The sequence below is a fragment of the Pantoea sp. CCBC3-3-1 genome, assembly GCF_007981265.1.
In the GTDB taxonomy this organism is placed as follows: domain Bacteria; phylum Pseudomonadota; class Gammaproteobacteria; order Enterobacterales; family Enterobacteriaceae; genus Erwinia.
In genome coordinates, this window is the sequence record NZ_CP034363.1 from 3,737,805 (window position 1) to 3,761,112 (window position 23,308).

Annotated in this window: 21 protein-coding genes and 1 pseudogene; 6 read left to right on the top strand and 16 right to left on the bottom strand. The window is 54.9% G+C overall.

The genetic code is table 11. The features are described from left to right. From EHV07_RS17470 to EHV07_RS17545, 16 genes are all read right to left on the bottom strand, one after another. Positions 1-1,701 carry a hypothetical protein gene (locus EHV07_RS17470; protein WP_147199340.1) on the bottom strand — a complete coding sequence of 567 codons (1,701 nt, stop codon included), beginning with the start codon at positions 1,699-1,701 and terminating at the stop codon, positions 1-3. Continuing rightward, the gene (locus EHV07_RS17475) at positions 1,694-2,107 is read right to left on the bottom strand and encodes a hypothetical protein (protein WP_147199343.1); all 414 of its coding nucleotides are present in this window, start codon (positions 2,105-2,107) and stop codon (positions 1,694-1,696) included. Before EHV07_RS17475 ends, EHV07_RS17470 begins: the two co-directional genes overlap by 8 nt. Then, positions 2,107-3,273 carry an ABC transporter permease gene (locus EHV07_RS17480; RefSeq protein WP_147199345.1) on the bottom strand — a complete coding sequence of 389 codons (1,167 nt, stop codon included), beginning with the start codon at positions 3,271-3,273 and terminating at the stop codon, positions 2,107-2,109. The genes EHV07_RS17475 and EHV07_RS17480 overlap by 1 nt, the downstream gene beginning before the upstream one ends. Beyond that, positions 3,270-4,427 carry an FtsX-like permease family protein gene (locus EHV07_RS17485; protein WP_147199348.1) on the bottom strand — a complete coding sequence of 386 codons (1,158 nt, stop codon included), beginning with the start codon at positions 4,425-4,427 and terminating at the stop codon, positions 3,270-3,272. The genes EHV07_RS17480 and EHV07_RS17485 overlap by 4 nt, the downstream gene beginning before the upstream one ends. Beyond that, positions 4,424-5,122: an ABC transporter ATP-binding protein gene (locus EHV07_RS17490; protein ID WP_147199350.1), complete on the bottom strand. Its 699-nt coding sequence runs from the start codon at positions 5,120-5,122 to the stop codon at positions 4,424-4,426. Before EHV07_RS17490 ends, EHV07_RS17485 begins: the two co-directional genes overlap by 4 nt. After that, on the bottom strand, positions 5,115-6,131 hold the full coding sequence (locus tag EHV07_RS17495) for an efflux RND transporter periplasmic adaptor subunit (RefSeq protein WP_147199352.1): 1,017 nt from the start codon (positions 6,129-6,131) through the stop codon (positions 5,115-5,117). The genes EHV07_RS17490 and EHV07_RS17495 overlap by 8 nt, the downstream gene beginning before the upstream one ends. Before the next feature lie 6 nt (positions 6,132-6,137). Next, positions 6,138-6,353, bottom strand: a complete 216-nt coding sequence (locus EHV07_RS17500; protein WP_147199353.1) for a hypothetical protein — start codon at positions 6,351-6,353, stop codon at positions 6,138-6,140. Next, positions 6,346-8,883, bottom strand: a complete 2,538-nt coding sequence (locus EHV07_RS17505; RefSeq protein ID WP_147199355.1) for a lantibiotic dehydratase — start codon at positions 8,881-8,883, stop codon at positions 6,346-6,348. The genes EHV07_RS17500 and EHV07_RS17505 overlap by 8 nt, the downstream gene beginning before the upstream one ends. Beyond that, positions 8,880-9,977: a PqqD family peptide modification chaperone gene (locus EHV07_RS17510; RefSeq protein WP_168199646.1), complete on the bottom strand. Its 1,098-nt coding sequence runs from the start codon at positions 9,975-9,977 to the stop codon at positions 8,880-8,882. The genes EHV07_RS17505 and EHV07_RS17510 overlap by 4 nt, the downstream gene beginning before the upstream one ends. Next, positions 9,910-12,300, bottom strand: coding sequence for a hypothetical protein (locus EHV07_RS17515; protein ID WP_147199359.1), 2,391 nt, complete (start codon positions 12,298-12,300; stop codon positions 9,910-9,912). The genes EHV07_RS17510 and EHV07_RS17515 overlap by 68 nt, the downstream gene beginning before the upstream one ends. Next, complete coding sequence (locus tag EHV07_RS17520; RefSeq protein WP_147199361.1) at positions 12,301-12,918, bottom strand: hypothetical protein; 618 nt, start codon at positions 12,916-12,918, stop codon at positions 12,301-12,303. A 12-nt stretch (positions 12,919-12,930) separates the two neighbouring features. Further along, a complete protein-coding gene (locus tag EHV07_RS17525) occupies positions 12,931-14,277 on the bottom strand; it encodes a YcaO-like family protein (protein WP_147199362.1) in 1,347 nt (448 codons plus the stop codon). Further along, positions 14,264-15,169 (bottom strand): thiopeptide-type bacteriocin biosynthesis protein, encoded by a 906-nt coding sequence (locus tag EHV07_RS17530; RefSeq protein WP_147199364.1) that lies wholly within the window; start codon positions 15,167-15,169, stop codon positions 14,264-14,266. The genes EHV07_RS17525 and EHV07_RS17530 overlap by 14 nt, the downstream gene beginning before the upstream one ends. 15 nt (positions 15,170-15,184) lie before the next feature. Then, positions 15,185-16,240, bottom strand: coding sequence for an ABC transporter permease (locus tag EHV07_RS17535; protein ID WP_147199366.1), 1,056 nt, complete (start codon positions 16,238-16,240; stop codon positions 15,185-15,187). A 2-nt stretch (positions 16,241-16,242) separates the two neighbouring features. After that, complete coding sequence (locus tag EHV07_RS17540) at positions 16,243-17,253, bottom strand: ABC transporter ATP-binding protein (protein ID WP_147199368.1); 1,011 nt, start codon at positions 17,251-17,253, stop codon at positions 16,243-16,245. Positions 17,254-17,326: 73 nt separating this feature from the next. Further along, positions 17,327-17,569, bottom strand: a complete 243-nt coding sequence (locus EHV07_RS17545; RefSeq protein ID WP_147199370.1) for a hypothetical protein — start codon at positions 17,567-17,569, stop codon at positions 17,327-17,329. Positions 17,570-17,831: 262 nt separating this feature from the next. Here EHV07_RS17545 and EHV07_RS17550 point away from each other — a divergent pair. The 6 genes and pseudogenes from EHV07_RS17550 to EHV07_RS17570 all read left to right on the top strand — a co-directional run. After that, a pseudogene (locus EHV07_RS17550) lies at positions 17,832-18,104 on the top strand (DUF4942 domain-containing protein); the annotation flags it as partial. Between the two features lie 204 nt (positions 18,105-18,308). After that, positions 18,309-18,806 carry a hypothetical protein gene (locus EHV07_RS25220; RefSeq protein WP_371419646.1) on the top strand — a complete coding sequence of 166 codons (498 nt, stop codon included), beginning with the start codon at positions 18,309-18,311 and terminating at the stop codon, positions 18,804-18,806. Further along, positions 18,743-19,129, top strand: a complete 387-nt coding sequence (locus tag EHV07_RS25225; RefSeq protein ID WP_371419647.1) for an RNase A-like domain-containing protein — start codon at positions 18,743-18,745, stop codon at positions 19,127-19,129. The genes EHV07_RS25220 and EHV07_RS25225 overlap by 64 nt, the downstream gene beginning before the upstream one ends. Before the next feature lie 8 nt (positions 19,130-19,137). Beyond that, positions 19,138-19,434: a contact-dependent growth inhibition system immunity protein gene (locus tag EHV07_RS17560; protein WP_147199374.1), complete on the top strand. Its 297-nt coding sequence runs from the start codon at positions 19,138-19,140 to the stop codon at positions 19,432-19,434. A 337-nt stretch (positions 19,435-19,771) separates the two neighbouring features. Next, positions 19,772-20,224, top strand: a complete 453-nt coding sequence (locus tag EHV07_RS17565; protein ID WP_147199376.1) for a hypothetical protein — start codon at positions 19,772-19,774, stop codon at positions 20,222-20,224. 782 nt (positions 20,225-21,006) lie between these two features. Continuing rightward, on the top strand, positions 21,007-23,241 hold the full coding sequence (locus EHV07_RS17570) for an immunoglobulin domain-containing protein (protein ID WP_147199378.1): 2,235 nt from the start codon (positions 21,007-21,009) through the stop codon (positions 23,239-23,241). The last annotated feature ends 67 nt before the right edge of the window (positions 23,242-23,308 follow it).

Genomic DNA, 23,308 nt, shown 5'->3' on the forward strand with positions numbered 1-23,308 from the left:
TCATTGAATAGACCCAAGCGCTTCCAACAGCCTCAGCAGCGGGCGTCGGAAGTCAAAACGCCAGCGCGTCCAATTTAGCGATAATGCGGAGAGAGCATGAGCCAGATCGCTGGCGTGAGCGAACTCAATAATTTGCTGCTGATGCACCAAACGATAGCTATCGGTAACGGGCCGCCAGCTAATCTGCACGTCGTTCAGTTTCAATAAGGCTACCTCACCTTCCACTGATTCTGCGCCATACGCAAAGTCCATCACCGCGGTTAATTCATTCATTAATCCAGCCACGTCGCCGGTTTCCGGCTGACAGATATCGTTCACCGCCAGGTAAACCCGGCTGCGCCAGAACAAGGGGGAAAAAGCGCTGCGTCGCCATGCCCGCAGCAGGCAACAACGCTGGTGCTGCTGCCTGTTGAGCCAGCCGCCTCTCGCCTGCGCCTGTTGCCAGTCCGCCTCAATCAGCGCCCCAAGCGCCTGCTGCTGCGCATCGGATGTTGGCTTATCCAGTCCGGCCCAGGCGCAAAGCAGCAACTCCGTAAATCCATCATCCTGCTGCTTCTCATCCACGGCATCGGTAAACGGCAGAGGATTACTGTTAATCTCTTGACTTAATGCTTCAACCCAAACGGCCGCCGCCGCGGCAGCTGTGGTATGCGTAAACTGCATGCCACTCTGCGCCAGCAGCGCCTCCTGATAAGCGCGCTGCCAACTCAAATCATAATGGCGGATCGCGCCGCCCAGAGTTGCGCGGCGTTGAGTATATTTATTATAAAAATGCAGCACCTCCAGAGCGAAATCCGGCGGCGCAAAGCTCTCCTGTAAAAAAGGCAGGCGCTGGGGAGTAATACGCTGGTTGACGCCAAGCGGCAACATTGAGGTCTGTGAGAGATCCAGCCAGCGGCCGTCCACGCCAATATTAGAAGGCGTCAGAGCGCCATGCTTGAGCCTGCTGGCCCTGGCCCAGGCCAGTTGTTTCGCGCTGCTTCCCAGAAAGTTCAGCAATAAATGTTCAATGGCGCTGTCGCCTCTTCCGCTGTCCATCAATTTTTGCATTACCTGGCGCATTCGTTGCGGATTTGTCATCACCTGCCGCTGGTGCTGCCGTGGGACAAACTCCTGTGCGGGCAAGAAGTGTCCAAGCCGCAAACACTCTTCACGCAACAGTATGCCGCCAGCGCCGCTGTGGTAATAGTTCTTCTCAGGATCGCGAAAATGAATGGTCAAACCGCTGTCGATAATGCCGTATATTGTGACGCTGCCCAAGGGCAAAAGACGGGAAACCAGCTGTGAGTAAATGGCGTCGACAATGGCATGCTCCAGATAAAATGCTCCGTAACCATGCCTTTTGTCCGTTGTGGCGCCGACAAACATATTGGCACCAATGCCTTTTAGCTGAACGCCGCGTAGGTTACCCGCTCTGGCCCCGCCGCCGTTCGCTGCCCCGCCTTCCCCGCCGTAAGCTTCGGCATACATCGTGGCCGGGCTGTGCAAATCAAACTGCTCTGCCGGGAAGGAGTCACCGCCGGGGATGGCATATCCCCAAAGTGTCGCCATATTCTCCGCCGTCCACGGCAGCCCCTGACTAACCATATATTCAGGTAGGCGATCTGGATTGTGCCAGAGCGTGCGCGCTGTCGTAATGCGCCAGCTGGCGAAAGGTTCTGTCGCTATCGCTGCAGACCATGCTGCAGTGTAATTAGTCATGCTTCCTCCGGCACAGAACGCGATAAAGGCGCGGCTGTTGTCCGTGACGCCATGCTGCGAGCTGCGGCATTTGGCGGCAGACGGGACGCAGCAATCGTTGTAGTCCGGCCCGCCATTCGGGTAACACCACCACATCCATTGGTAGCATAACCAGGCCTTCGCTCCATTCACTAAGATAGTACGGCGGCTGCTGGCATTGCAGCATATGCCAGCCATCACGATTGATAGCCGCCCAGGTGACATAGCCGATCAGGCTCTGCTGGTCGTCATGCAGCAGATGATAGTTGCCGGCGCGCACGGCGAACAGCAGGTTGCGACTTTGCTCGGCGCTGGTCGCCAGCTGTACAGAGGTACGTAACGTATAAATTTTGCCCAGCGCGGCATAACGCTCTTCGGTCTTTTCCATTATTTCCCCTTGGTCGCGGCGCTGATAGCGCGTAGCACAAACAGCGAAGCGATAAAGCTGACCAGTACGCCATAAGCGACACTGATTATCTGGATCCTGACGCTCACCACCAGCGGAAATACCAGCTCGCGCGCGTGGTCGAAAGTAGTAAAAGTAATGCCGTTAAATAACAACATACTCAGTAATGAACCCGCCAATGCACCAGCCAGGCCAGGCAGAACTATCTGGCAGAGGTAAGATGCGCCGATAATCCGGCCGTACCCCAGCAGTAGCAGCATCGCCAACTGATCCTGCTGGTTAGCAATTAGCGATTCGCAGAGCGCGATAATGCCTGCTGTCACCGAAATCGCCGCCAGTAGTGAAAAGAGCAGCCCAAATCCCAGCAGCATCTGGCTTAGTCCTTCGCTGCCGCCCGCATAGTGCGTCCGGCTGTCGCTGATAGTTACCCTGTCGCTGAGCGAACCGGCCATCGCTTGCTGATACTCCCTGGCATCGCTGGCGCTACCGGTAAAAGCGACCAGGTTGTAATCAAGCCCGGCTCCCCAACTGGTGCGGATATGTTCCAGATCGGCAAGGAACTCAGACTGACGTGGCGATCCTCCGGTGGAAAACTCGCCGACAATTTTCCATTCGCGCTCATGCAGGCGAATCGTCGCGCCGGGTCGAAAAGCCGGATAGTGCTGTGCCAGCGAAGCCCCGACCAACAGCTCGTTCTGTCCCGGCTGGAACAGCCTGCCGCTTGTCAGCCTTAGCAGCGGCAGGCTGTTGGCATTTAGCAGCGTAAAGGCAGCAGGCGTAACGCCACGCACCAGATACTCTTTTTCTGTGTTGTCAGGACTCAGGCGCGCCAGTACCACCCACTCAGGCGACAGTGCGATCACGCCAGGCAGGCGCGAAAGCTGCGCAGCCTGAGTGCGCGTTATCGTGCTGGTGAGTTCAGCGGAGGAATCTTTGCTCTGGGCAAAATAGAGTCCCGGTTCCGCGCTGGATTCCAGCGCGCTAATCAGCCCTTCACGCAGGGAAAACAGCGAGGTGACAATCACCGAAAGAAAAATAAAGCTGGTCAGGATGGCGGCAAGATAAAGCGGTCGCCGCCACAGGTTACGCAGGCCAATCCTCAGCAGCACGGCTAGCTGGTGTCCCTGGTTTGAAGGTTGCAAGTTCATTTGCCTTCCTCTCGCAGCCGCGCGATCTGAAGCAGCGACGGCAGGCCGCAGCAAAGGGAGAGCGCCAGAACCAGCAGGATGCTGGCGAGATAATCCTGCCAGTGCGGCGTTATGCCGCTTAACGCGGAAGGAAACAATCCCGGCAGTAAAAACAGGATCAACAGCGATAACAGAACGCCCGCCGCCGCGCCGGCCAGCGTAATCGCGGCAAGCTGCAAAGCGACGGCTCTAAGCAGGCGCGCCTTGCCAAATCCCAAATAGCTGAGCGTCCTATAGTCGTCCAGCGCTTTTTGGGTCATCACGTAAAAATTAGTGCTGAGCAACAGCGCCAGCAGCAGGCAAAGCGCGAGATTGACCCAAAAGATCACCCGGCTGAAATTGAACAATTTGCTCATAAACAATTTCATCTGCATACGCACGGGCGCGGTTTGCGTCATTCCACGCATTCGCTCTGCGCTGAACAAACGATCGATTTCCCGCGAGACATTTTCAGCGAAAGCGCCAGGTTTCGGCATGGCCATAAAAAAGCTCACCAGTCCTTTGCCATTTTGCCTGGCGTTTTCCAGATAGTCATAATGCATCCAGACCGCAGGCGGGTTGTCCGTTTGCGTTTCTTCAACAATGCCGGTGATATAAAGATCGAGGATCGGATTCGGCGCCAGCTGCCAGATAGTGGAAGAGAGAGGCAGACGATCTCCCGTTTTCAGCTGATACTGGGCCGCGAAGCGGCTATCCACCAGCACGCCCTGGCGATCGTGCTGCCAGCTTTCCAGCACTGCTGGCGCTATTTTCAGCGATGGCAGCATTGAAAAATAGTCACGATCTTCGATGGCAACGGCTGGAACAAACCAGCCCGGGTGCCGGTAATAAGCGCCAACCCAGACTCCCCAGCTTACCCGGCTGACATCCGGCAACCCGGCAATTTTCTGCTGATAGAACTGCGGCAACGGCATCTGTGAGCTTAGCGTATTCAGCACCAGCAAGCGGTTATCGCCAGCCTGGCCGTCGCTTGCCTGTAGGCTGAAAGCGCGATCGAGGGTTAGCGTAAGCTGTAATAACGCTACGCCGCTGGCGACAAACAGCAGGAGCATGATAAATCTGCGTGGCTGCTGGATGGCGGAGCGCCAAAGCCAGAGGTAAAAAGCTGATTTCATGGCGCTTCCCGACGAACGAGCTGACCGTCTCTGAGCTGAAGCTGACGCTGCGCGCGCGCGGCAACCTGAACGTCGTGCGTCACTATGACAATGGCTTTGCCTTGCTCCCGGCTCAGCAACTGCATGATCTCCATGACCTCTTCGCCCGCTTCCCGGCTGATGTCTCCGGTAGGCTCATCGCATAGCAGCAGATCTGGATTGGTGACAATCGCACGTGCGATCGCCACGCGCTGGCGCTCACCGCCGGAAAGTTCATCAGGCCGGTGCTGACGACGATGCGCCATATTTACCAGTTCGAGCGCGGCATTAACCCGCTGCTGGCGCTGCCGCGCATCAATGCGCCAAAGATGTAGCGGCAGCGCAACATTTTCTTCAGCACTCAGAACCGGCAGCAGATTATAAAACTGGAAAACAAAGCCGATGTGACGCGCACGAAGCTCGGTACGTACGCTCGTCCGTTTTCCATGTAGAGGATGCCCCTGCAAAAATACCTCGCCCCGATCGCAGGTATTTACGCCCGAAATCACGTTCAGCAGCGTCGATTTACCCGATCCGGAAGGCCCCATAATGCTGACCATCTCGCCAGGGCCAAGCGTGAAATCTACCTCGTTTAATACCGCAATGCGCTCGCGGCCTTTGCGATAATCCTTACTGACCTGGCGTAGCTGAACCACATGGCCGCTTGTTTCACTCATCAAAATCTACCTGAATTGACATGTTGTGTTTCAGCCAGGGCTGCTGTTGCGCAAGTTTCACTACCACCAACACCGCCGCGCGCTGCTCATCCACCACCGAGGAGATAAGGCTAACGGTTCCCTGAACGCTATAATCGGGCAGGCCGTCCGGTTTCAGCGTTACGCTCTGCTGTAGCTGCACTTTGCCCAGCTGGTTTTCCGGCAGCCAGACCTCCGCATTGAAGTTATCCAGACCGACAATGGTAGCGATGCCGGTGCGGGTAAATCCGCCGCCTGCGGAAACCGGCGAAACCGTCTCGCCAGGAGAGGCGTCCAGCGAGACCACCCTGCCGTCGAACGGTGCGCGAATCACGGTGCGCGACAGATCGATCTCGCTGGCTTTCAACTGCCAGCCTGCCTGCTGCAGCTCCGCCCGATACTGGCTGTGCTGCGCCTCCAGCGCGTCCAGATCCGCTTTAGCGCTGTCGACATCGTCCTGGCTGACATAGCCCTGCGGCAACAATCTGCTCAGCCGCTGCAGCTGATTACGCGCTCGTGGCAGGCGCGACATGACCTGAGCGAGCTTGCCCGCCACCATTTGCTGGTTGGCGTTCAGCGCGGCGATCTGCGCCCTGAGCGAACGCCCATCCAGCGACGCCAGCCGATCGCCTTTTTTTACCGTATCGCCCCGCTGCACATAAATCTCCTCTACGGTGCCGGTGATCTCCGCAGATACCGTGGATAAGCGATCGGCTTTAATAAATCCTGCGGCAGTGACTGCGGAAGCGCTGACGGCAACGGCTGGCGCGCTGGCGGCAACCGGCACTACGGGAGCTAGTGTAACCGAGCGGCTGAAAAACACGCTGCCTGTCAGGATGCCTGCCAGCGACAGCAACAGCATGCCCAGCCCCAGCGCCGCCATTTTGCGCCATCGCCGATCCGACGGCTGCGCCATGGGCGGCGTATTCAGCAGATGCAAAGCCTGCTGGCGGGCGGCATCCCGCGAAACATCTGGCGATGATGAGCTCATTATGGCTTAACGTGCTCCGCCGGTCAGACGCAACACCAGACCAATAAACAGCAGCGTAATGCCCGAGGCATAAACCGGGAACCAGCGCGCCCACCAGTTACCAGTGAACAGTGGCGCGCTGTTGATATGACTGGTGGCATAGCTGGCGTAAAGGTTCAGACCAAAAGCTATTGCAAAGCTGACAAGGCCGATAAAAATTAATAAATTTGAGACTTTATGCATTATGTTTCTCCTGTTCTGGGAACATCAGGGATAGATCGAAATTGTTGCCGGAAATCACCATTTCACTATGAATCTCCGCCACATAATTATTTTCCTGCATCTGCATCCAGCTATTTTCCGGGGCGGGAAGTGCTTCGCGGAAAACCAGCCAGTCGGCCTTTCGCGCCAGCAGAAGCAGTTGGTCCAGACAGTGTGTATTGCCCAACCTACACCACATTGGTTTACGAATTTTGTCATTGTTGAAGGCCTGCCAACTGAGGCTATCGTTATACTGGCCGTTGACATAGCTGTCTGGCGGAATGCCCTGCTTAAGCAGCAGTTCCAGTAGAAGCATCGGGTGATCGACGACGGGTTGTCCGGAGAACTCCCGGAAAATCCGCGAGGTACGTAACCACCACGTTTCACGTATCAGTACGCAGTTATCTTCTTCCAGCCTTGGTGCATGGCGAAAATCGTCGTCCTGCTCCGAGGCCATCAGCTGACTCCAGGCAGGACGACCTATCTGTACAGGTTCAGCCAGCACGGTCAGCAGGTATTTTGTGCCCCAGGCAATCATCGGCGTGGCCGCTCCCAGATAGAAGGGCTGCAATGCCTGCCCTTGCTGGTCCTTAAAATGCAACAATCCGCTTGCCGCATCGTGGCACAGGTGGATCTGAGCCAGCACGAGATCGTCTGCCACCTGCTGCGGCTCGTTCAAACACAGATGATGTTGCGCCAGCCGCGCCTGAGCCTGCAAATTACTGGATTCGCCGCTGAAGCTGAACGTTAACGGCAGCGCTGGCGCGGCGACCTGCTGCAGCCACAGTTTCAGTTGATCACGCCGTGCATCAGCGCCACCATCGTCGGTTAGCGTAGTGCGTGCCAGCTGCCAGGCAATACGAGAATAGGCATTATTAATCACTACTTTGCCATGGCGCTGGTGCAGCTCTCCGACATCGCTGGCCTCCAGCTGCAAAAATAGCGTAACCGGCAAACGCAGTGCCGCCGGGTCGATGCCTTTATAACTCAGACGGGCAACTGCGGCGGCAGGCTGTGAGAGTAGCTGCTGGCTGAAATGGATAAACTCCTGCCAACTTTCCTGTAAAAATAAGCCAATATCTTCGCATACGCCGCCCTCACCATAGCGCTGCAGAAAAGCCTGCCTAAGCCAGAGGTATTCCAGCGACAGACTCGCGCGCTTCGCCACCACTCTTGCTACCCGGGCCAGCACATCAGGCACGAAGGCATCCGGCAACGTCATGTCGATTCCCTCGCTCCAGGCATCTTCATACACAAGATTGCGGATTTCTGGCATTTGATGGCTGGTAAGCCGCTGCCAGCTCTCGTTTAGCGTCTGCTGCGCCTGCGCCAAAAGCTCGATACGGACTGTGTCTTTCGCCTTACGCAGTTGGCGCGGCAACTCGGGCAAAAGACTTAACGCCTCACTGGTCAGCTCTGCCGGCAGCAGCTCAAGCACAGCCGCTAACGGCGCTGGATGATGCGCGCTCCATTGTAATTGCGGACGCAACACGTCTTTGCGTATCAGCTTGCGCAACAGTCGTTCTGCCGACTGCGGCGCTATGCCTGCTGCGACAAAATGCTGGTGCCATTCGCTCCAGCGCTGTGCGCTACGTGCCGTCAGGATGGCGTCTACGTCCTGCGGCTCCAGGCTCAGCGCAAACTGCTGCTCTTCGTTCCATAACAGACCGCGCCGTTTTTCGTAGCGGTAAAAATGCCCGCGCAGCTGGCTGGCGGACATCCGCTGTAGGGAGGGATTGAGGCTCAGCGGCAGATCACGCTCTGCCAGCAGATGCTGGGAATACAGCGCTTCGCGCAGCGCCAGCGCGATCGAACGATTAAGACGGATGGTGGTCGCCACCTGCCAGTTGGTGGTCTGCAGGCTGGCGCCAGTTGCGCTATTAGCCAGCGGAAGCAGGATAAAAGAGGCGAATGTGCTGAAAGGACTAATTTTACCCGCAGCACGGATCATATAGGCAAACAGCGAGCGCTCTACCCGCCGCCGTTTTTTCGCTGGCCATGCCTGCCAGTTTTGCGCCAGATCCGCCAGTAGTCGGGGAGACGCGAGAGTAAGCGCACGGCACATTGCCGGCTCGTCGGCGGCATCGGTTAATGCTTCGCGGGTAAGGTCGCTGACCTGCTGCCAGCACTGGCTGAAGGTTGCTTTCAGCTGCCGCCGCTCTTCGCTCAGCGCCTGCCATTCGGCAAGTTGCGCCAGCGTAACGTCGTCGTAATGTGCCAGCCAGGCGCTCACCTCTTCAGAAAGCAGGAAAGGGCGACCGTTATAGAGATGACGACGGTAGCGAATAAGTTCATTACGAACATTGTCTGCCGCAGGCAGTGCGACATGCGCGTACAGGCTCTCGATCAGGGTCTGCCTGAGTTGTTGCCAGCGCGGTTCCTGTCGCTGCTGCTGCTGTATAACGGCCAGCAGGCCGTCAGGCAATTTACTGACATATTGCGTTGGCAAGCCCGCGATACGGAGCAAAATGAACGGCGCGACTAACAGGCCGGGCTGAGAAAAAAGCATCATACCTCTGCTCCTGCCGCCAGCCAGCCCGCTATGCGCTGCCAGCTAATCATACTGACCCAGACCATCAGCCCTGCCATTACCATGCCGTAAAGCAGACAGTAGCTGCGAAACAAAGACCTTCCGGCGGCAGACCAGTTCAAGTTTTTTCCACTGGCGTCGCGCTGCGCGAACGCCTGAAACGCCCGGGTCATGTCGGAAAGCCGGAAAGGCGTAAGGTTGAACAAAAATCCGATAAGCACCAGCATTTGCAAAGGTCTTACCGTGGCGGCCACGGCGGTCGCGCATAAGAAGGCCAGCGCCCCCAGGCACAAAAGATCCACTAACGGCCCGGCCAGCGCCACCGTGGCCTGCACTTTGCGCTGCGGATAGAGCGCAATCGCGCTGGTGTTAACAAAAGCGGAAGGCAGCCACCAGCCGCGAAACTGTAATCCGGCCCCCAGAACCGGACAGCCGTAAAAACGGCAGGCCACGGCATGCCCCATCTCATGCAACAATAGCCACAGCGGCATGCCGAGCAGCATGACAGGCAGTTGACTGCCCTGCCATTCTCCCTGCATGAGCCAAATGTTCAGCGCTGGCAGGCTGGCTGCCGCCTGCCATAAAGCCAGCAACGCTGCGGCCCACAGCAGGCTGCGTCCCAGCCAGTGCGGAACAAGTTGCAGCAGGCTGGCAATCCGGCGCGCCGCCGCATCCGGATTGGGCAGCGGAATACGCCCGGCCACTTTCGTTACAGCAGGACGCTCTGCGCCGTCGTCGATCATATTGGCCTGCCGCAGGCGCTGCAAAAAAGCGTGCAGCGCCTGCTGACACTGTTCAGGCGTGGCCTGCGGGTAGTGTTTCGCCAGCTCGTCCTGTAAGGCGGCTAAAGAGGTTCCCACCAGCAACTGCTGCGCCAGCCGGGCAGAGACGCCGCTCAGTTTTAGCGGCGCATTGCTGTTCTCCCGCAGCAACAGCGCGACATCGCCCTGCGGCGAAGCCAGTTTTACATCATCATATAAGCGCAACGGCGTGGATACGGGCAGCATCTTAGTCAGCTTCCATCGGCAATGGATTTGCCAGCACCAGACAAAATAGCGGTGCTTCACGGTAGCCATCGGCTCCGCCATGGCGTATTAGTCCTTCCTCTATTACCCCACCCGCCAGCGTGCCGACCAGACCGCAGTTTAGCGCCGCCAGCCAGCACTGTACCGCGCTTGCGGCCGCATTTTGTAGCTGCATGCGGTAGCCTGCCGCGCCGTGCTCCTGCAGCGTATTTTCCAGATCGGCGATCCATACCAACACAGCGCCAGCCTTATGAAAGGCGAGCTGATTGACGCAGTCGCTCAGGTGTTTACGGCTAAAGTTCCTGTCGCGCCTGCGCCATCGCTGGCGTCCGGCACCGCTACACTGATAGATCCCTGCGGCAAGCTCGCCGCTGGCTTCAGGCAGCAATAGCCATGGCTCCATAGATAAAGCAGGCATGCCGCGCGAGCGGCTCTGCGCCAGTCCGGTATGGCAAACGGCTACCAAAGCTTCAAGCAGCTTTTCCTGCATCGGCAAATCGGCGTATTCGTATTGCGCGCGGCGACGCAACAGCAGCGAAGAGAGCTTTTCGTCACGGCTGAACGGCATCAGGGATGCGTAAGAAACCGGGGAGAGCGCCTGCAAAGCCCCGTCGTGCGGGCGATGGCTGACCGCGGCTATGCCGGTGGCGGTTTCATAGCGGGGAAACGGCAAGGCTGTCACCGGCTCTGGCGAACCCTGCAGATGCATAACCTGGCAAATTAAATGAGGATTTTCCTGTTCGTTAAAGAACAGCAGGGTCGCCAGCCAGCGCAGATCGATTTGGTGGTCTTCCCGCAGCGACCATCCCGTCGCCTGGGCGGAAAGCGCGCAATATTGATTCACCACTCCGGCATCAAGATTGATAATGTTGTAGCTGAAATCGTTATATTTGCCCCGCACGCGATGCAGGTTGGCGCTGACAATCAGCGATATCGGCTCTTCCGGCTGACGCAGCAGCCGCTCCATCTGCAGCAGATCAATGCCTGTAAGGCTTACCAGCTGCTGCTCTTCTCCCCGATAAAACCAGACGCCGCAGGGCAAACCAGGCAACGGCTGCCGAACCACCACAAACAGGTCGCATGAAGTCAGTTGCCCGCCACTGGGCGCGATACGGCGCAGCGTGCCGTCATCGAGCTGTTGATAGCCCGTGGCATGGCGCAGCAGCCAGCCGAGCGTGGCCAGCGTCAGCGGCTGAACCTCTGCTGGCTGCCGAAGCCAGGGCGATTCCGCAAATGCGCCGACAGGCAGATCCAGATGCTGCTGCCCGTGCAGTCTGGTGGGCTGCGAAGCATGGCGGTTAAGGTTATCAAGGGTAAAATGCATTTGGTGGCTGCGCGGCGGCAGCCAGTCGCGCGGCGGCAGACGCGTGCCGGTATGATGCAGCCAGGCGGTAAATTCCGCGCTTTCCGGCGGCAGATAAGACGAACCGGCCAGGCCGCCGAGCGGGGTGCCGGGTATCCGGGCAATCTTACTGGCGAGCGTGTATGCCCCTATGCCCAAATGACTGTGGGCGAAAACTTTATTGAGATAGCTTTCTGCAGAGAGCCCAAGCAGAAGCTGCCCCAGCTCATGGGCCGCATGAACGGCGCGAAACGCCACTTCTTGCCGATCGCTGGCAGGCTGCGGCAGCTCGCACTGGGCATGCGCGCACTGATAGCTGGCGCTGATGCCAGGCAAAGTTAGCGGGCCGACCAGCGTGCAGTCGACGCCGATGAAACAGCTAAAATAGCGCACGCCGGCATGGTGCAGTGCATCTGCACACGCCTGGCGCATCGCATCGGCCGCGCTGCCGTCAAAAATCACCAGCGCATCATCCCAGGCGTGGGAAGCTAACTGCTGCGGCTCCGTCAAAACATCAATACTGGCGACAAGGGATTCCAGCGCCTGGCGCAGCAAAGGCTCTACGTCTTCCGGGCAGACCAGCACCAGCCGACGACAGCGGGCGGACTTCAGCGCTGCGCTGCGGTTGGCATGCAGACGAGTATTATCAACCAGACGCCCACAGTAGCTGGCGAGCGGGCTTTGATCCTCAGCATCAAGCCCTTCGCCCTCTTCAAGAAAACCGTAGCGAAACAGCAGTGATAGCATGCCCAGCGCGTTATCGCTGCTCAGCAACGCATCGCCCGCCAGCACGCTTTCCAGTTCATTGTCGCCGTTGAGGCGCTCAAGGAATGCTGGCAACGCGCTGATGCCCTGCGCGCAAGTCAAAACACGCGCCTGGTGCGCGCCATAAACCGCTACCCGAGTGGCATTTTCCGGGATAAAAATCAGTTCAGGGATCAACTTTGGCCGCTGCGGCAATAAGGCGTAGAGATCGCGATGTTGTCTGAATTGCGCGCCTGACAGCAGCGTCGACATATGCGTGGTTTTCATTTACTGCAGGACTCCCTTCAGGTGGCTGGCCAGCAAGGCTGTGCCCTGCGCCTGCGAGACGCGACGGCTGCCGCGGCAATCGCAGCCGTGCAGCGCTACGACATGGCTGCTGGAGGTGCGATTACTGCTGAAGCTGACCGCCGTCAATTTGCCAAACTGCTCTTCCGGCAAGCTGGCATACTGCTTTAAACGTAAACCTGCCATCATCACCAGCGCAGGCGTAAAGCCGCGTAAAGCGTTATGCGGCTGCTGTTCGTGAAAGCGCTGTAGATTGAGGTCCATCATCGCCGTTCGCGGCGTTTCCACCAGGCTAAGAAGACGCTTCGTCGTACACGCGTAGCAGGCCGTTTTGCCTGGCACCACCAGCGGGCCGCAGCGCAACTGATGATCGCTCAGCACCACGCAGGCATGAGGTATTCCCGCCTGCAGTAGCCGGGCAGTAAGCTGTTCAAGCTTCAACGGCGCACCGCCAGCCAGCACAATGCCAACAAACGGCGTTTCGTTATTGCTCCAGGCATAGTCCAGCGCGGCGGTCAGCGTCAGTGGCGTAAAGCCTTGCTGGCCGCACAGATACCCGGCTACTTCATGACCAAACGCTGTCTCACTGACAATAATCATGGCAACTCTCCTTCAGGCAAAAGGCTGCGGCCACGGATTGATCGTGACCTTGTGGCCTGTTTGCTCGCTCAGCTGTTGCCGCTGTTGCAGCAAACGAGGATGGCCGAGATAACGGGCGCGATAGCTTGGCGTCATAGGCAATAACTCCGGGATTACCGCACGCACTACATGCAACCCCGCCTCACGCAGGTCATCCGTGGTCATATCTACGATCACCACATCCATGCCAAGCTGGCGAAAACGGGCGACCAGCTGCTTCAACTGTGCGGCCGGCTGATGGGCTAAGTCCGCCTGAAGCTGGCTAATCGCCACTTCCTCGCGGCTATTGGTCAGGAAATCAAAGGCGGGACGTTGTTCCGCCCGGCCCATAAAAACGGCGCCGTGTTCCAGAGCGATAAAATCACGCATATCCTGCGGCACCGATATCTGGTGTTCCAGCACCGAACGGCCCATCGCGCTTTCACGAATAATCTTGCCGCAGCTATCCCAGGGATCGAAACTGGTTGAACAGTTGACAAACTGGGCGGAGGTCGGGTGGCCGGGCCGCAGCTGTAGCCCATAGATAGTCGGCACGCCGACATCGGTGGTCGCGTCGAAAAAGAGCTGTTCCAGTCCGCTGGTCGCCAGACGGGAAAATTTATCCTGCAGGCGATCCGGGACGGGCTGATCGAAGCGAATACGCGGCAGCGGCATTTGCAGCAGCCAGGTCAGGGCGATCGCGTCGCGCTCAATGATTTCGTTGATCGCGGTAACGGTCGCCATAGTCAGATCGGTATGAGCCGCGACGCCGGTGGAAATGGGCAGCCAAAACAGCTCGCTTTCCCAGGGCCGGACGTAAAGATGCGACATAATTAGCGGCACTTTGCGCGGGCGGTCTGCCGTCAGCGAGTAGCCTTCAACCCAGCGCAAAGGCTGGCTGTCATCGATTGGCTTCACCGGACAAAGCGGATCTGCCAGCTCCTGCTCGCTGCAGCAAGGCAGCGTATTGGCAGCCACGCCCTCAGCGCCCAGCTCACGAAAGCTGGTGACGGTAACATCTTGCGGATGATAAACGCAGGTCGCATAACGCTCTGCCGCCTCGGCAACGGAGCGGACAATCGCCATATCAACCTGTTCGTCGGCGCCGCAGCCAGCCAGCGCGATGGTTTGCAGATCATTCCCCAGGTTGTCGATAATATGCGGATACGGCATTGACAGGTTGCCCAGGCTGGACAGCACCGCCGGGAAGCGTGGCACGTGCAGCTCCTGCGGTTCCAGCGGATAAACGCTGCCCACGACCCCGGCCAGCGGCGAAATCAGCGACATAAAAGGATATTTTCGGCGCATCGCGGCGGAAACGGCAAAATTATGATGATGCATGAATAACACCACCTTCCAGGCTTTTGCTCAGCAACACTGCCAGCCACGCTTCGTCCAGCGTGCTTAAGCCGAGACGGTTGTTCATCAAATGCATAAACTGGAAGGCCAGATTTTCCGCCAGCCCCTCGTTGTAGCGTTCGCAATGCCGCTCGTAGCTACGGCGAGTTTGCTCCAGCGCGGATTGCCAGCGCGCCAGTAAAGCCGCGCAATGCGCCTGCTGGCGCAGCTGTGGCGACAACAACGCCACGTTTTCATCAATCAGATCCCAGGCCCGGTCGGTAAACGTGTTTTTCATCATGCCGATATCTGGCGAACCCGCCAGCCAGAAGGTGGCATAGCTGTCCAGAAATGCGATGTGCTTGCTGGTCGGAACAAACCGTTCCAGTGCCGCAAGCATCAGCGGCAGGACGAAATCCTTGCGTGAAACGGCATGAGTGGATTCAGCCTGCAGAATCGCACGGGCAAGTTCGCTGGAATGGTGAAACAGCGTCTCGGCAATAACTATCCCCGTTTCGCCGCCATAAACTTCCGTTTCCGGTTGATACTCCGCACGTTCGCAATGGATAGGTAACTGGTGTTCAGGGAACGTCGGCATAGCACTGAAGCTCACCAGCGGCGTCCACTGGCTGGTCGGGCGATGCGGTAACCGGTTAAGCGCATCATGTAATGCAGCATAAATAGTTGCTTCCCGGTTCCGATCCTCGTTCTGCAGTAAAAAACGTACTCGCAGATGCAGGCCTTTTTCATCGAAATAGCGCAGAAAGAACCAGGGTGAATCAGGAGCCTGCCCCAGCGCCGGAGTCAAACCCTCAGCAATCAGAAAATCCATTCCATCGTAGTGGCTACCGATATAGAGCTTATAAAAGTGCCAGGATGCTGACCTGTTTTTCATCTTTGGACCTGTTATTTAAGATTGTTTAGGCTGAAAACGGAACCATCTGATACCAACAAACAATGTTATGACGCCCCATACCGCCATACCGGCGCAGTTGGCGGCAAAAGGAAATACGCCTTCGCTGCCGTTCATGGCAAAGCGAAGCGCGTCGGAGACGAATCCCACCGGCGTAGTCAGAATTAACCATTTGAGCGGAGGAAAAATGCTGATATCGAGGAATAGCTGCCCGAAGCACATGCACCAAAAATTAAGCAGGGTCAGCAAAATGGTGGCGAGAGTATTGCTGCGGAATAATCCGGCCAGGGCATAGCCAAAGCTGACCAGCAACAGCGCGCTGGTCACCAGCAAAAGGGCAAATAGCAGCGGCTGCTGCACGCTAAAGCCAAATGCCAGGTTGCCGACCACCATCAGTAACGCAATTTGAATGAGCGAAATCACCAGCCGCACGCTTACCTGTGACGCCAGCAGAATCCAGCGCGGCAAAGGAATAACCGCATAGTAACGATAAATTCCCTTCTCGCGCGCAGCGACCAGCGGCGTCGCTGTGCCGAACAGGGCGACCTGTAATAAAGCCAGCGTAAGCAGAGACGGAAAGATAAAAGTGAAATAGTTAAACTTTTGATTTTCCAACGAGACAAACCGTACCGGAGTAGAAGCATCCGCCGTCTGGCGCGTAAGCGCAGCAAAGACCAGCTGCGCGGCAGAACGCATCGATTCGGTAGTGGTAATCGTCGGGCTTTGCCGGGCTTGATCCCAGCTCACCGCAGCCTGCACCTCATTGTCGCGCACCAGCGATTGCGGGTCGCTTCTCAGCTGGCGCTGAACCGCCAGTCCGGGCGCGTCGCGCAGCTGCCGCCAGAGCGCTTCGGCTTCAGGCGACTCCCCCACTACGCTCACCTGTATAGCAAATTGTTGTGGATTGCTGTTGATGATTTTCGCCGTAATGCCAAAGGTGAAAATAAAAAACAGAGGTAAAACAAAGGAAAATAACGTTGATAACGGATCGCGCAGATACTCTTTGACGCTGGCGCCAAAAAAGCGCCGGTAAATCTGCCAGCTATGGCTCATGGTTAATCCCTTAATGTCTCGCCGGTCAGAGAGATAAAAACATCTTCAAGCGTGTTTTTACTTACCTGAAGTTGTACGGGTTCGCAGTTCAGACTTTGCGACAGCGCTATGACCCGCGGCAGCACCTGCGTCAGCTCACTGACTGGAATATGTAAGCGACTAAATGACTGATTATGTTCATCAATCTGCTGCGTCGCGCCGGGAAAAGGTGTGACGAATTTTTCCGCCAGCGCCTGCGGCACGGAGAAATGAATATGGTGGCCCGGACAATAGCGATCGATAAGCTGTTGCGGGCTGGCGTTCTCCAGCAGCCTGCCGTGATTGATAATCATCACCCGGTCACAAAGAATTTCCGCTTCGTCCATTTGATGTGTAGCGATCAGCACGCCCATCTCCGAGTGGCGAACATTTTCGATAATGTGTCGCCAGATATAACGGCGGCTTTGCGGATCGAGATCACCTGTTGGCTCGTCCAGCAGCAGCAGCTTCGGCCTGCCGGCCAGCGCCAGCGCCAGCGCCAGTCGCCGTTTTTGTCCGCCCGAAAGGCGGGAAAAGCGCGTTTTGCGCTGGGTTTCCAGCGCCACGGCTTTGAGCAGCGCTTCAACCGGGAGCGCGTTTGTATAAAGCACCTGATAAAGCGAAAGGATTTCTTCCACGCGCAGAAGCGACGGCAAACTGAAAAACTGTGGCGCGACGCCCAACTGCTGCTTAATGCCCTGGCTCAGTCCCTGCCGGATATCTTCCCCGCAGACGCTAATCTGCCCGCCAGCAAAAGAGTGTAACCCTTGAAGAGTCTCCATCAGCGTAGTTTTGCCCGCGCCATTCGGCCCTACCAGACCGATAATTTCGCCAGGATTTATCTGTAGCGAAATGTCATGCAGCACCTGAACATTGCCATAAAATTTATTTAACGATTCGACCTGCAACAGCGGCTGTCGACCAGGCGGACACTGTTGCAACGCTTGTCTGTCTGCGGGCTGAATAGCCAGAGTGATGTCATCCTGCTTGATCATTAATTAGAAGCCAGCGAGAAAGTGTCAGGAAGTTAACCGGCACAATGTTTCGTGCCGGTTACGTACAGAGAGATCAACCGCCGCTACTGGTAATGCTGCCCATGGTGCCGATGCTGCCAGCCGAAGCGATACTGCCGCAACCCGCGGTAGACGCGGTGCTGACGCTCGCTGCGGTTGAAGCGCAGTCGCTGGCGAAGTACAGGGTTTCCGGCAATTCTTCCACCAGCAGATCGATACCGCCGAACTGCACCGAAGGGGCGTCGAGCGTAATATCGAAACGATGGGTCTGACTCACCAGAGATGAGAAAGTAGCCATAAAACATCCTTATAATCTGTTTACATTGAGAAAACTTGCGAAACATTTTTAACATAAATGATAAAATCATGTAAAGAATTAGTCTGTTTTCTGTAATTTTAAGACTTTTGCGATGCTTATCAATTTTCCACCGATGACGCCAGGCAACGAGTGCGGCAAAGCGTTTCGCATCATTACCGGCGGGGGCATTTGCTGATTGAGAATTTTTTGCCATGCAAATAGAACCTGAAGTGATCGCCGAATACACTGAGCTGATGAACTCGACCAGTTGGCGGATCAAGAACGAACGCTGTTTTTACTGGATGTCGAGGCGATACCCGATAATCGTACCGATATTTGCAGCAACCTGATGAATTACATCCGTGATAACCCTGATAAGGATGTTTATAACGATACGTACTTCACTATCCGCTACTTTCAGAAAGGCATTGCGCATCTCACGTTCAAGCGTCCTGAGTTAGTAGAGAAGATGAACGACATCATTGCTGAGCATTATCCATACCAGCTCCCTCCTTCTACTAATCAGCGTTGTTAGATAATGAAAAAATGAGCCGATAAAATGAGAAAAATTTTTAGGCGCCTTCTCAGGCACCAGTGATTAGTTGAATTAGAAAATTAAATAATTAAAGAACAAGAAAAACACCTTCCCATAAAATCTTTTTTTAGCTATCGGTAGAGCTGACACCTGAAATGCGGATACCATTCGGGCGCATATTTTTTAATCACATGAGGCTCCATTATGGATGATGGCATGAAGATCGTGATGTCCCCGGTTCAGCTTGCTGCTGCACTGTCTGATAAATCCGTTACGGAAGGTGAAACGCTCAGTAATCGTTTATACGGTGGGCTTGGGCTTGTCATGGGTACGCTGGAGCTTGCGGGCGCTACTGCGCTGTGTATTGCACCGGAACCAACCGGATTGACTAAAGCAGGCTGTGTTGTTGTGGGAGCACATAGTCTTGATAGTATTAATACTGCTGCAAAGCAGATCATTACGGGAAATGATACGCGCACAGCCACATATAAAGCAGCATCTGCGATGGCAAAATCCTTTGGTGCCGATGATGATACTGCAATGAAAATTGGCATGACTGTAGATATTGCAGTGCCATTAGGATTTGCACTGGCTGTGGGAGCTGCCCGCGTTGCGGCAATAAGGAGTGGCGCATCAGATTGCGTGAGCATGAATCAGCCACAAGTTTCAAACCGGGTGGGCATACCCTTTCCACACATATAGGGAAAAGCGACAGCGAGCTTTTAGCCAGGTTTGGAACGAATAAACGATTACAGCTTTCGACAACCTTTATCGATGTGCGTATTGCTGAAGACGCAATTTCTAAAGCGCTTTTCGCCAACAGAAGTACCATTAAAACTGTACTGGCAGGAGGAAAACACGGCGCAAGGCTTACCCTTCGCCATCCAGTTGGTAAGATTGTTGGCTATGGGTTCAAACGTGGCAGCGATCGGCGAATAGTAATGACGAATGTGAGAGTTGTTATTGAGTTTCAAAAGTATAATGGAAAACTCTATTATATTCTCACTGCATTTCCAGATATTTAAGGTGAAAAATGCAAAAATTTCATTTCCTTGATCAACTTATATTCGGTTATTTCAACCAGGACGCCGACATCATCAACGATGGCGAGGATACGATTGAAGGCATAGTCAGGCTATTCAAAAAATCAGCACCAGACTGGATGCTAAAAGATCTTGTCGAAGAAGTTGATGATTTTATCTCCGTCTATGGTGACAGTGTGGAAGAAAAATTTAGGAAACGATACGAATTTGATTTTTCGCCTGAGCTTTGGGAAACCACAGCCCATGAGTTTCTGGTAAAGGTACGCCATATCTCGCTAGAGAAATGAGATATACAGAGGTGCATTTTCTGGTAAAAGAAAATAATGGGTACATGTATTCAGATTCCGCCAGCCCCAAGTTCCTGGTGGATAGTCATCAGCCCACTTCCATGAAGCCCTGAAAGCCCACAAAGTGAAAGCGTTGCGGGCTTTTTTGTGTTTGTGATTTGGTTTATGTTGGCCAACGAATCCACTACATGTCCGTACTCTTACAAGAGGGCCAATAGCCCTACCTTTAAAGTGTGCCAGCCGCTTTTCCTTACCTCTTTTTTCAGCATCATTATTTTGCTGATATGATGACCAGATTGCAGTAAATACATAGCGATTCTGAGTGCATGGAGTAGTAATGAAAGCCACCAGCGATGTCACATTATCCATTATCAGCGAAGCGGAACCGTTTTCACATGCTCGATCCACTGTCCTGATCGAGGGGAAAAACACCGGTATTGAAGTCTCGGGTAAAATTCTCGAAGCAGCGATAAAAATTGCTGAATATCGTTATCTTTTGTTCCTGACTGATGATGTCATATTTGAAGAAAGTTTGATGATTACCTTACTTGATTCGACAGCAGGTATTCTTGAAAGTGTCGAACTGGGTGTTCAATATGTTACAGGTTCTTTTAAAGATCTGCAGATTGAGCAGGAGTCAGCGAACTTCCGTTTTATTGGCGATATCGTATGGACAGTTAAAGTGCTAAAGTCATCTTCTTTCAGGCTGCCTTTCTCAGATCCTACCGGTGTCAGCCGTAGATTGGGGTTAAGCAAATACATTGATATCTCAGCCACTCCCTGCCCCTGACCGTACTGATGTCGGCTATAGAGACAGCATACAGTTGTACTGTGAGTTTGAAAGATGCAATAATTTAAGCAATTAGTTATATCCTGAAGTGAATATCATGTTGATTACAGCTAATATCGATATCATGATTGAAGGAACCCTTAATCAGGATTTCGATGTCATAGGGGCGCCGATACTCTGGAGGGTGGTGTTGATGTCTATATTTCAGTAAGCTCTTGCAATAGTGCAGGGAGTTTTTAGTTTGACAACTAAAAGAGTACATAATGAGATTTATAAAAAAGTTTTTATTAGACATTGCCTTTGACTATGTACCATTTATACTCCTGTTAATCTTGGCAGTAATATATATCAGATTTTTCCCTGAATATTGGGGAAGGCTCATGCTTATTACTATTCCTACCGTTTTTTATTTTAGTGTGAAATTTTTCATTAAAATAGAAACCAAATTAAAATCTAAGTAAACCTGAGCCGCGCCAGAACGGTGAGCTAAACCCCTTTCACATACTTTATCCCAAATCCTCCTTCCTTTCCCTTCACCCCTTCACCCTCACAGCCCTTCCTCCCCCTTTCGCCCCCAAAAAATTATTTCCCATCCCCAAAAATAATTAACAACACTAACCAGTCCACATCCTCAGCCGCGTCCAACAGAAGTACGCGCTCACTTCATAAACCCACTGATCCAAATAGGAAAATTCTGGCATTGCCATAAGCACTGTACAGGCATACAGTAAATTCACTGTATATCCATACAGTATTTAAAATTCAAAAAAGGATAAGAAACGATGAGTGATAATACAGTTGTATCAGTAACCGAAGTGGGTTCTTTCGCTGCCCTGCGTGCCCGTAAACCCGCCAGTGAAGGCGAGCGTGTCTGGCTGACATCCTGGAATGCCCGTGCGGCTTCCGACCGCTCGAAGAACTTTGGTGAAGGCTGGTTTGTGGGCTATCTGGTGGCGGCAGCGGATGATGGCGGCTTTATTGCCAGTAACGGTGGCGCGTATCACTGGCGTCGCGATGTCGATATCGAAGCGCTGACCGTGCACGATTTTGGCGCGGTGCCGGGCGGCAGCGTTGACTGTGCCCCTGCCCTGAAGGCGATGTACGAGTTTATGAACGGCAGCTTTGCCCGTGGTTTTACCAATGAGCTGTCGCGAAAGGTTGGCGTTCGTTTCGGCGCGGGCGTTTACCTCGTTTCGCCACTCGATCTGCGTAAGTATGGCGACAAAATTCCAGCCAATCATGCAGAGTTGCCTTACAACCCGAGCGGCTATTTCGCGGCAGGTGATTTTATTCTTCGTGGTGCGACCACCAGCTTTGGTAAACAGATTGCCACGCGCATTGTCTCCAACAAATCCAGCTCGGCTGTGCTGGCGCTGAACCATCGCTATTTCTCCATTTACGGCATCGAATGGGATGGACAGCAAACGGTGAAGCAGGACGAAACCACCAATATGCTGATCGGCGCTACGCTGGGCGTATTCAACGATACGGCCTCCAATAAACAGCCGTTTATCACCAACGAGTGCGTAGGCGGAACCTTCGCTAACGTCTCTTATTTTCGGGCGATCGACACTGGCGAAGCCGCTATTTACTATCTCGACAGCCTCGACAGTAAATTCACCCAGGTTTACTGTAGCCGCGTCGCGGGCCCGGTAATCAAAGTGGGCTGGAGTAACCGTCCGTCCGGTGCCTGGGATCACTCGACCGCCATTGAGCTTACCGAATTTAATTTCCAGTACTGCTACGCGCCTGCTATCTGGATCCCACGTCACGGCCAGGGTCTGATCCGCAACGGCTGGATCGAGCACGGTTCGGTGCCGATGGACATCAATAACGGCCAGTGGCTGATTGAGGCACTCAGTATTGAGGCTTGTACTTACGATGCCGTATTTTATAAATCGCGTGTTGTGATGTCACAATGGTCAAACCCAACCGGCGTGAATTACGACCGTACAACCACGCCCGGAACGGCCGCCTGGTACAGCTATCCGAAAAACCCGGACGGCAGTGAAATCACGGCAAAACTCTCCGCTTATGAAATGGGCATGTCCCTGTTCCAGAACTCCGGCACTTATCTGGATAATCCGCTTCGTGCGCAATGGTTAAGCGGCGTGCTGCGCGGCACTATCGACAGCAGCAAACTGTGGCTGAACATTGGCTCCTTCCAGATGCCAAGAACCGGCACCCACTGGAAGATTGAGGTTGACTGCCGCAACAGCTATGGCAGCGCTGGCGGCGGCGATCCGATGCCGGTTGTGAACGACCGCTCTGCCGGTACGCTGCATATTCATGTCGCTCGCGGTGCGGGCCTGGTGCCGACGGTGACTTACTGGATGGAAGGCACAACGGGCATCAGCGAGGTGCAATATATCGCGCAGGATTACAATAATATTCTGCCGGGTCTGTGGGTGAAACTGCCTGACACCATCGGTGAGTATGGCGTTCACGTTCGTGGAACGGGTGAAATGCGCACGGAATCAGGCAGCTGGGCGATCTTTACCCCAAGCGGCGTGACGCAGGCAGAGGCACCGAATGGCGTGGCGGCGCAGGCACGTTTGTCGATGAGCAATGGCCTGGCTGGCTTTGGCGCGCAGAGTGACGTGGCGGCGATCAGTACCCGTTCGCAGGCATCAACCACGGTTCCGGTGGAGCAGTCCAAACCGCGCCAGTGGATGCGTGTGAATGTCAACGGCGTTGAATATGCCATGCCGTACTATGCCTTTACGCCTCAGATTGCGACACAGCCCGCTGCCACGCTTTCGGTCGCGGCCGGAAGTACGCTTAGCCTGACGGTGGAAGCCAAAGATGCCGCCAGCTATCAGTGGCAGAAATCCACCAACGGCACCAGCTGGAGCAATATTTCCGGGGCGACAAAAGCGACATACAGCAAAAGCGCTGTCGCAGGAGATGCGGGACAGTATCGCTGCGTTATCAAAGGTCAGGTCGGTGCGGTAGATTCCTCCGTCACCACCAATCAGGTCATCACTTCCACTTCAGTGGTCACCGTAACCGCATGATGCGGCCAAAACCTGCTTTGAATGCCCCCTCTTTCTAACGGCCTGTATAAGACGCTCCCAAAAGGAG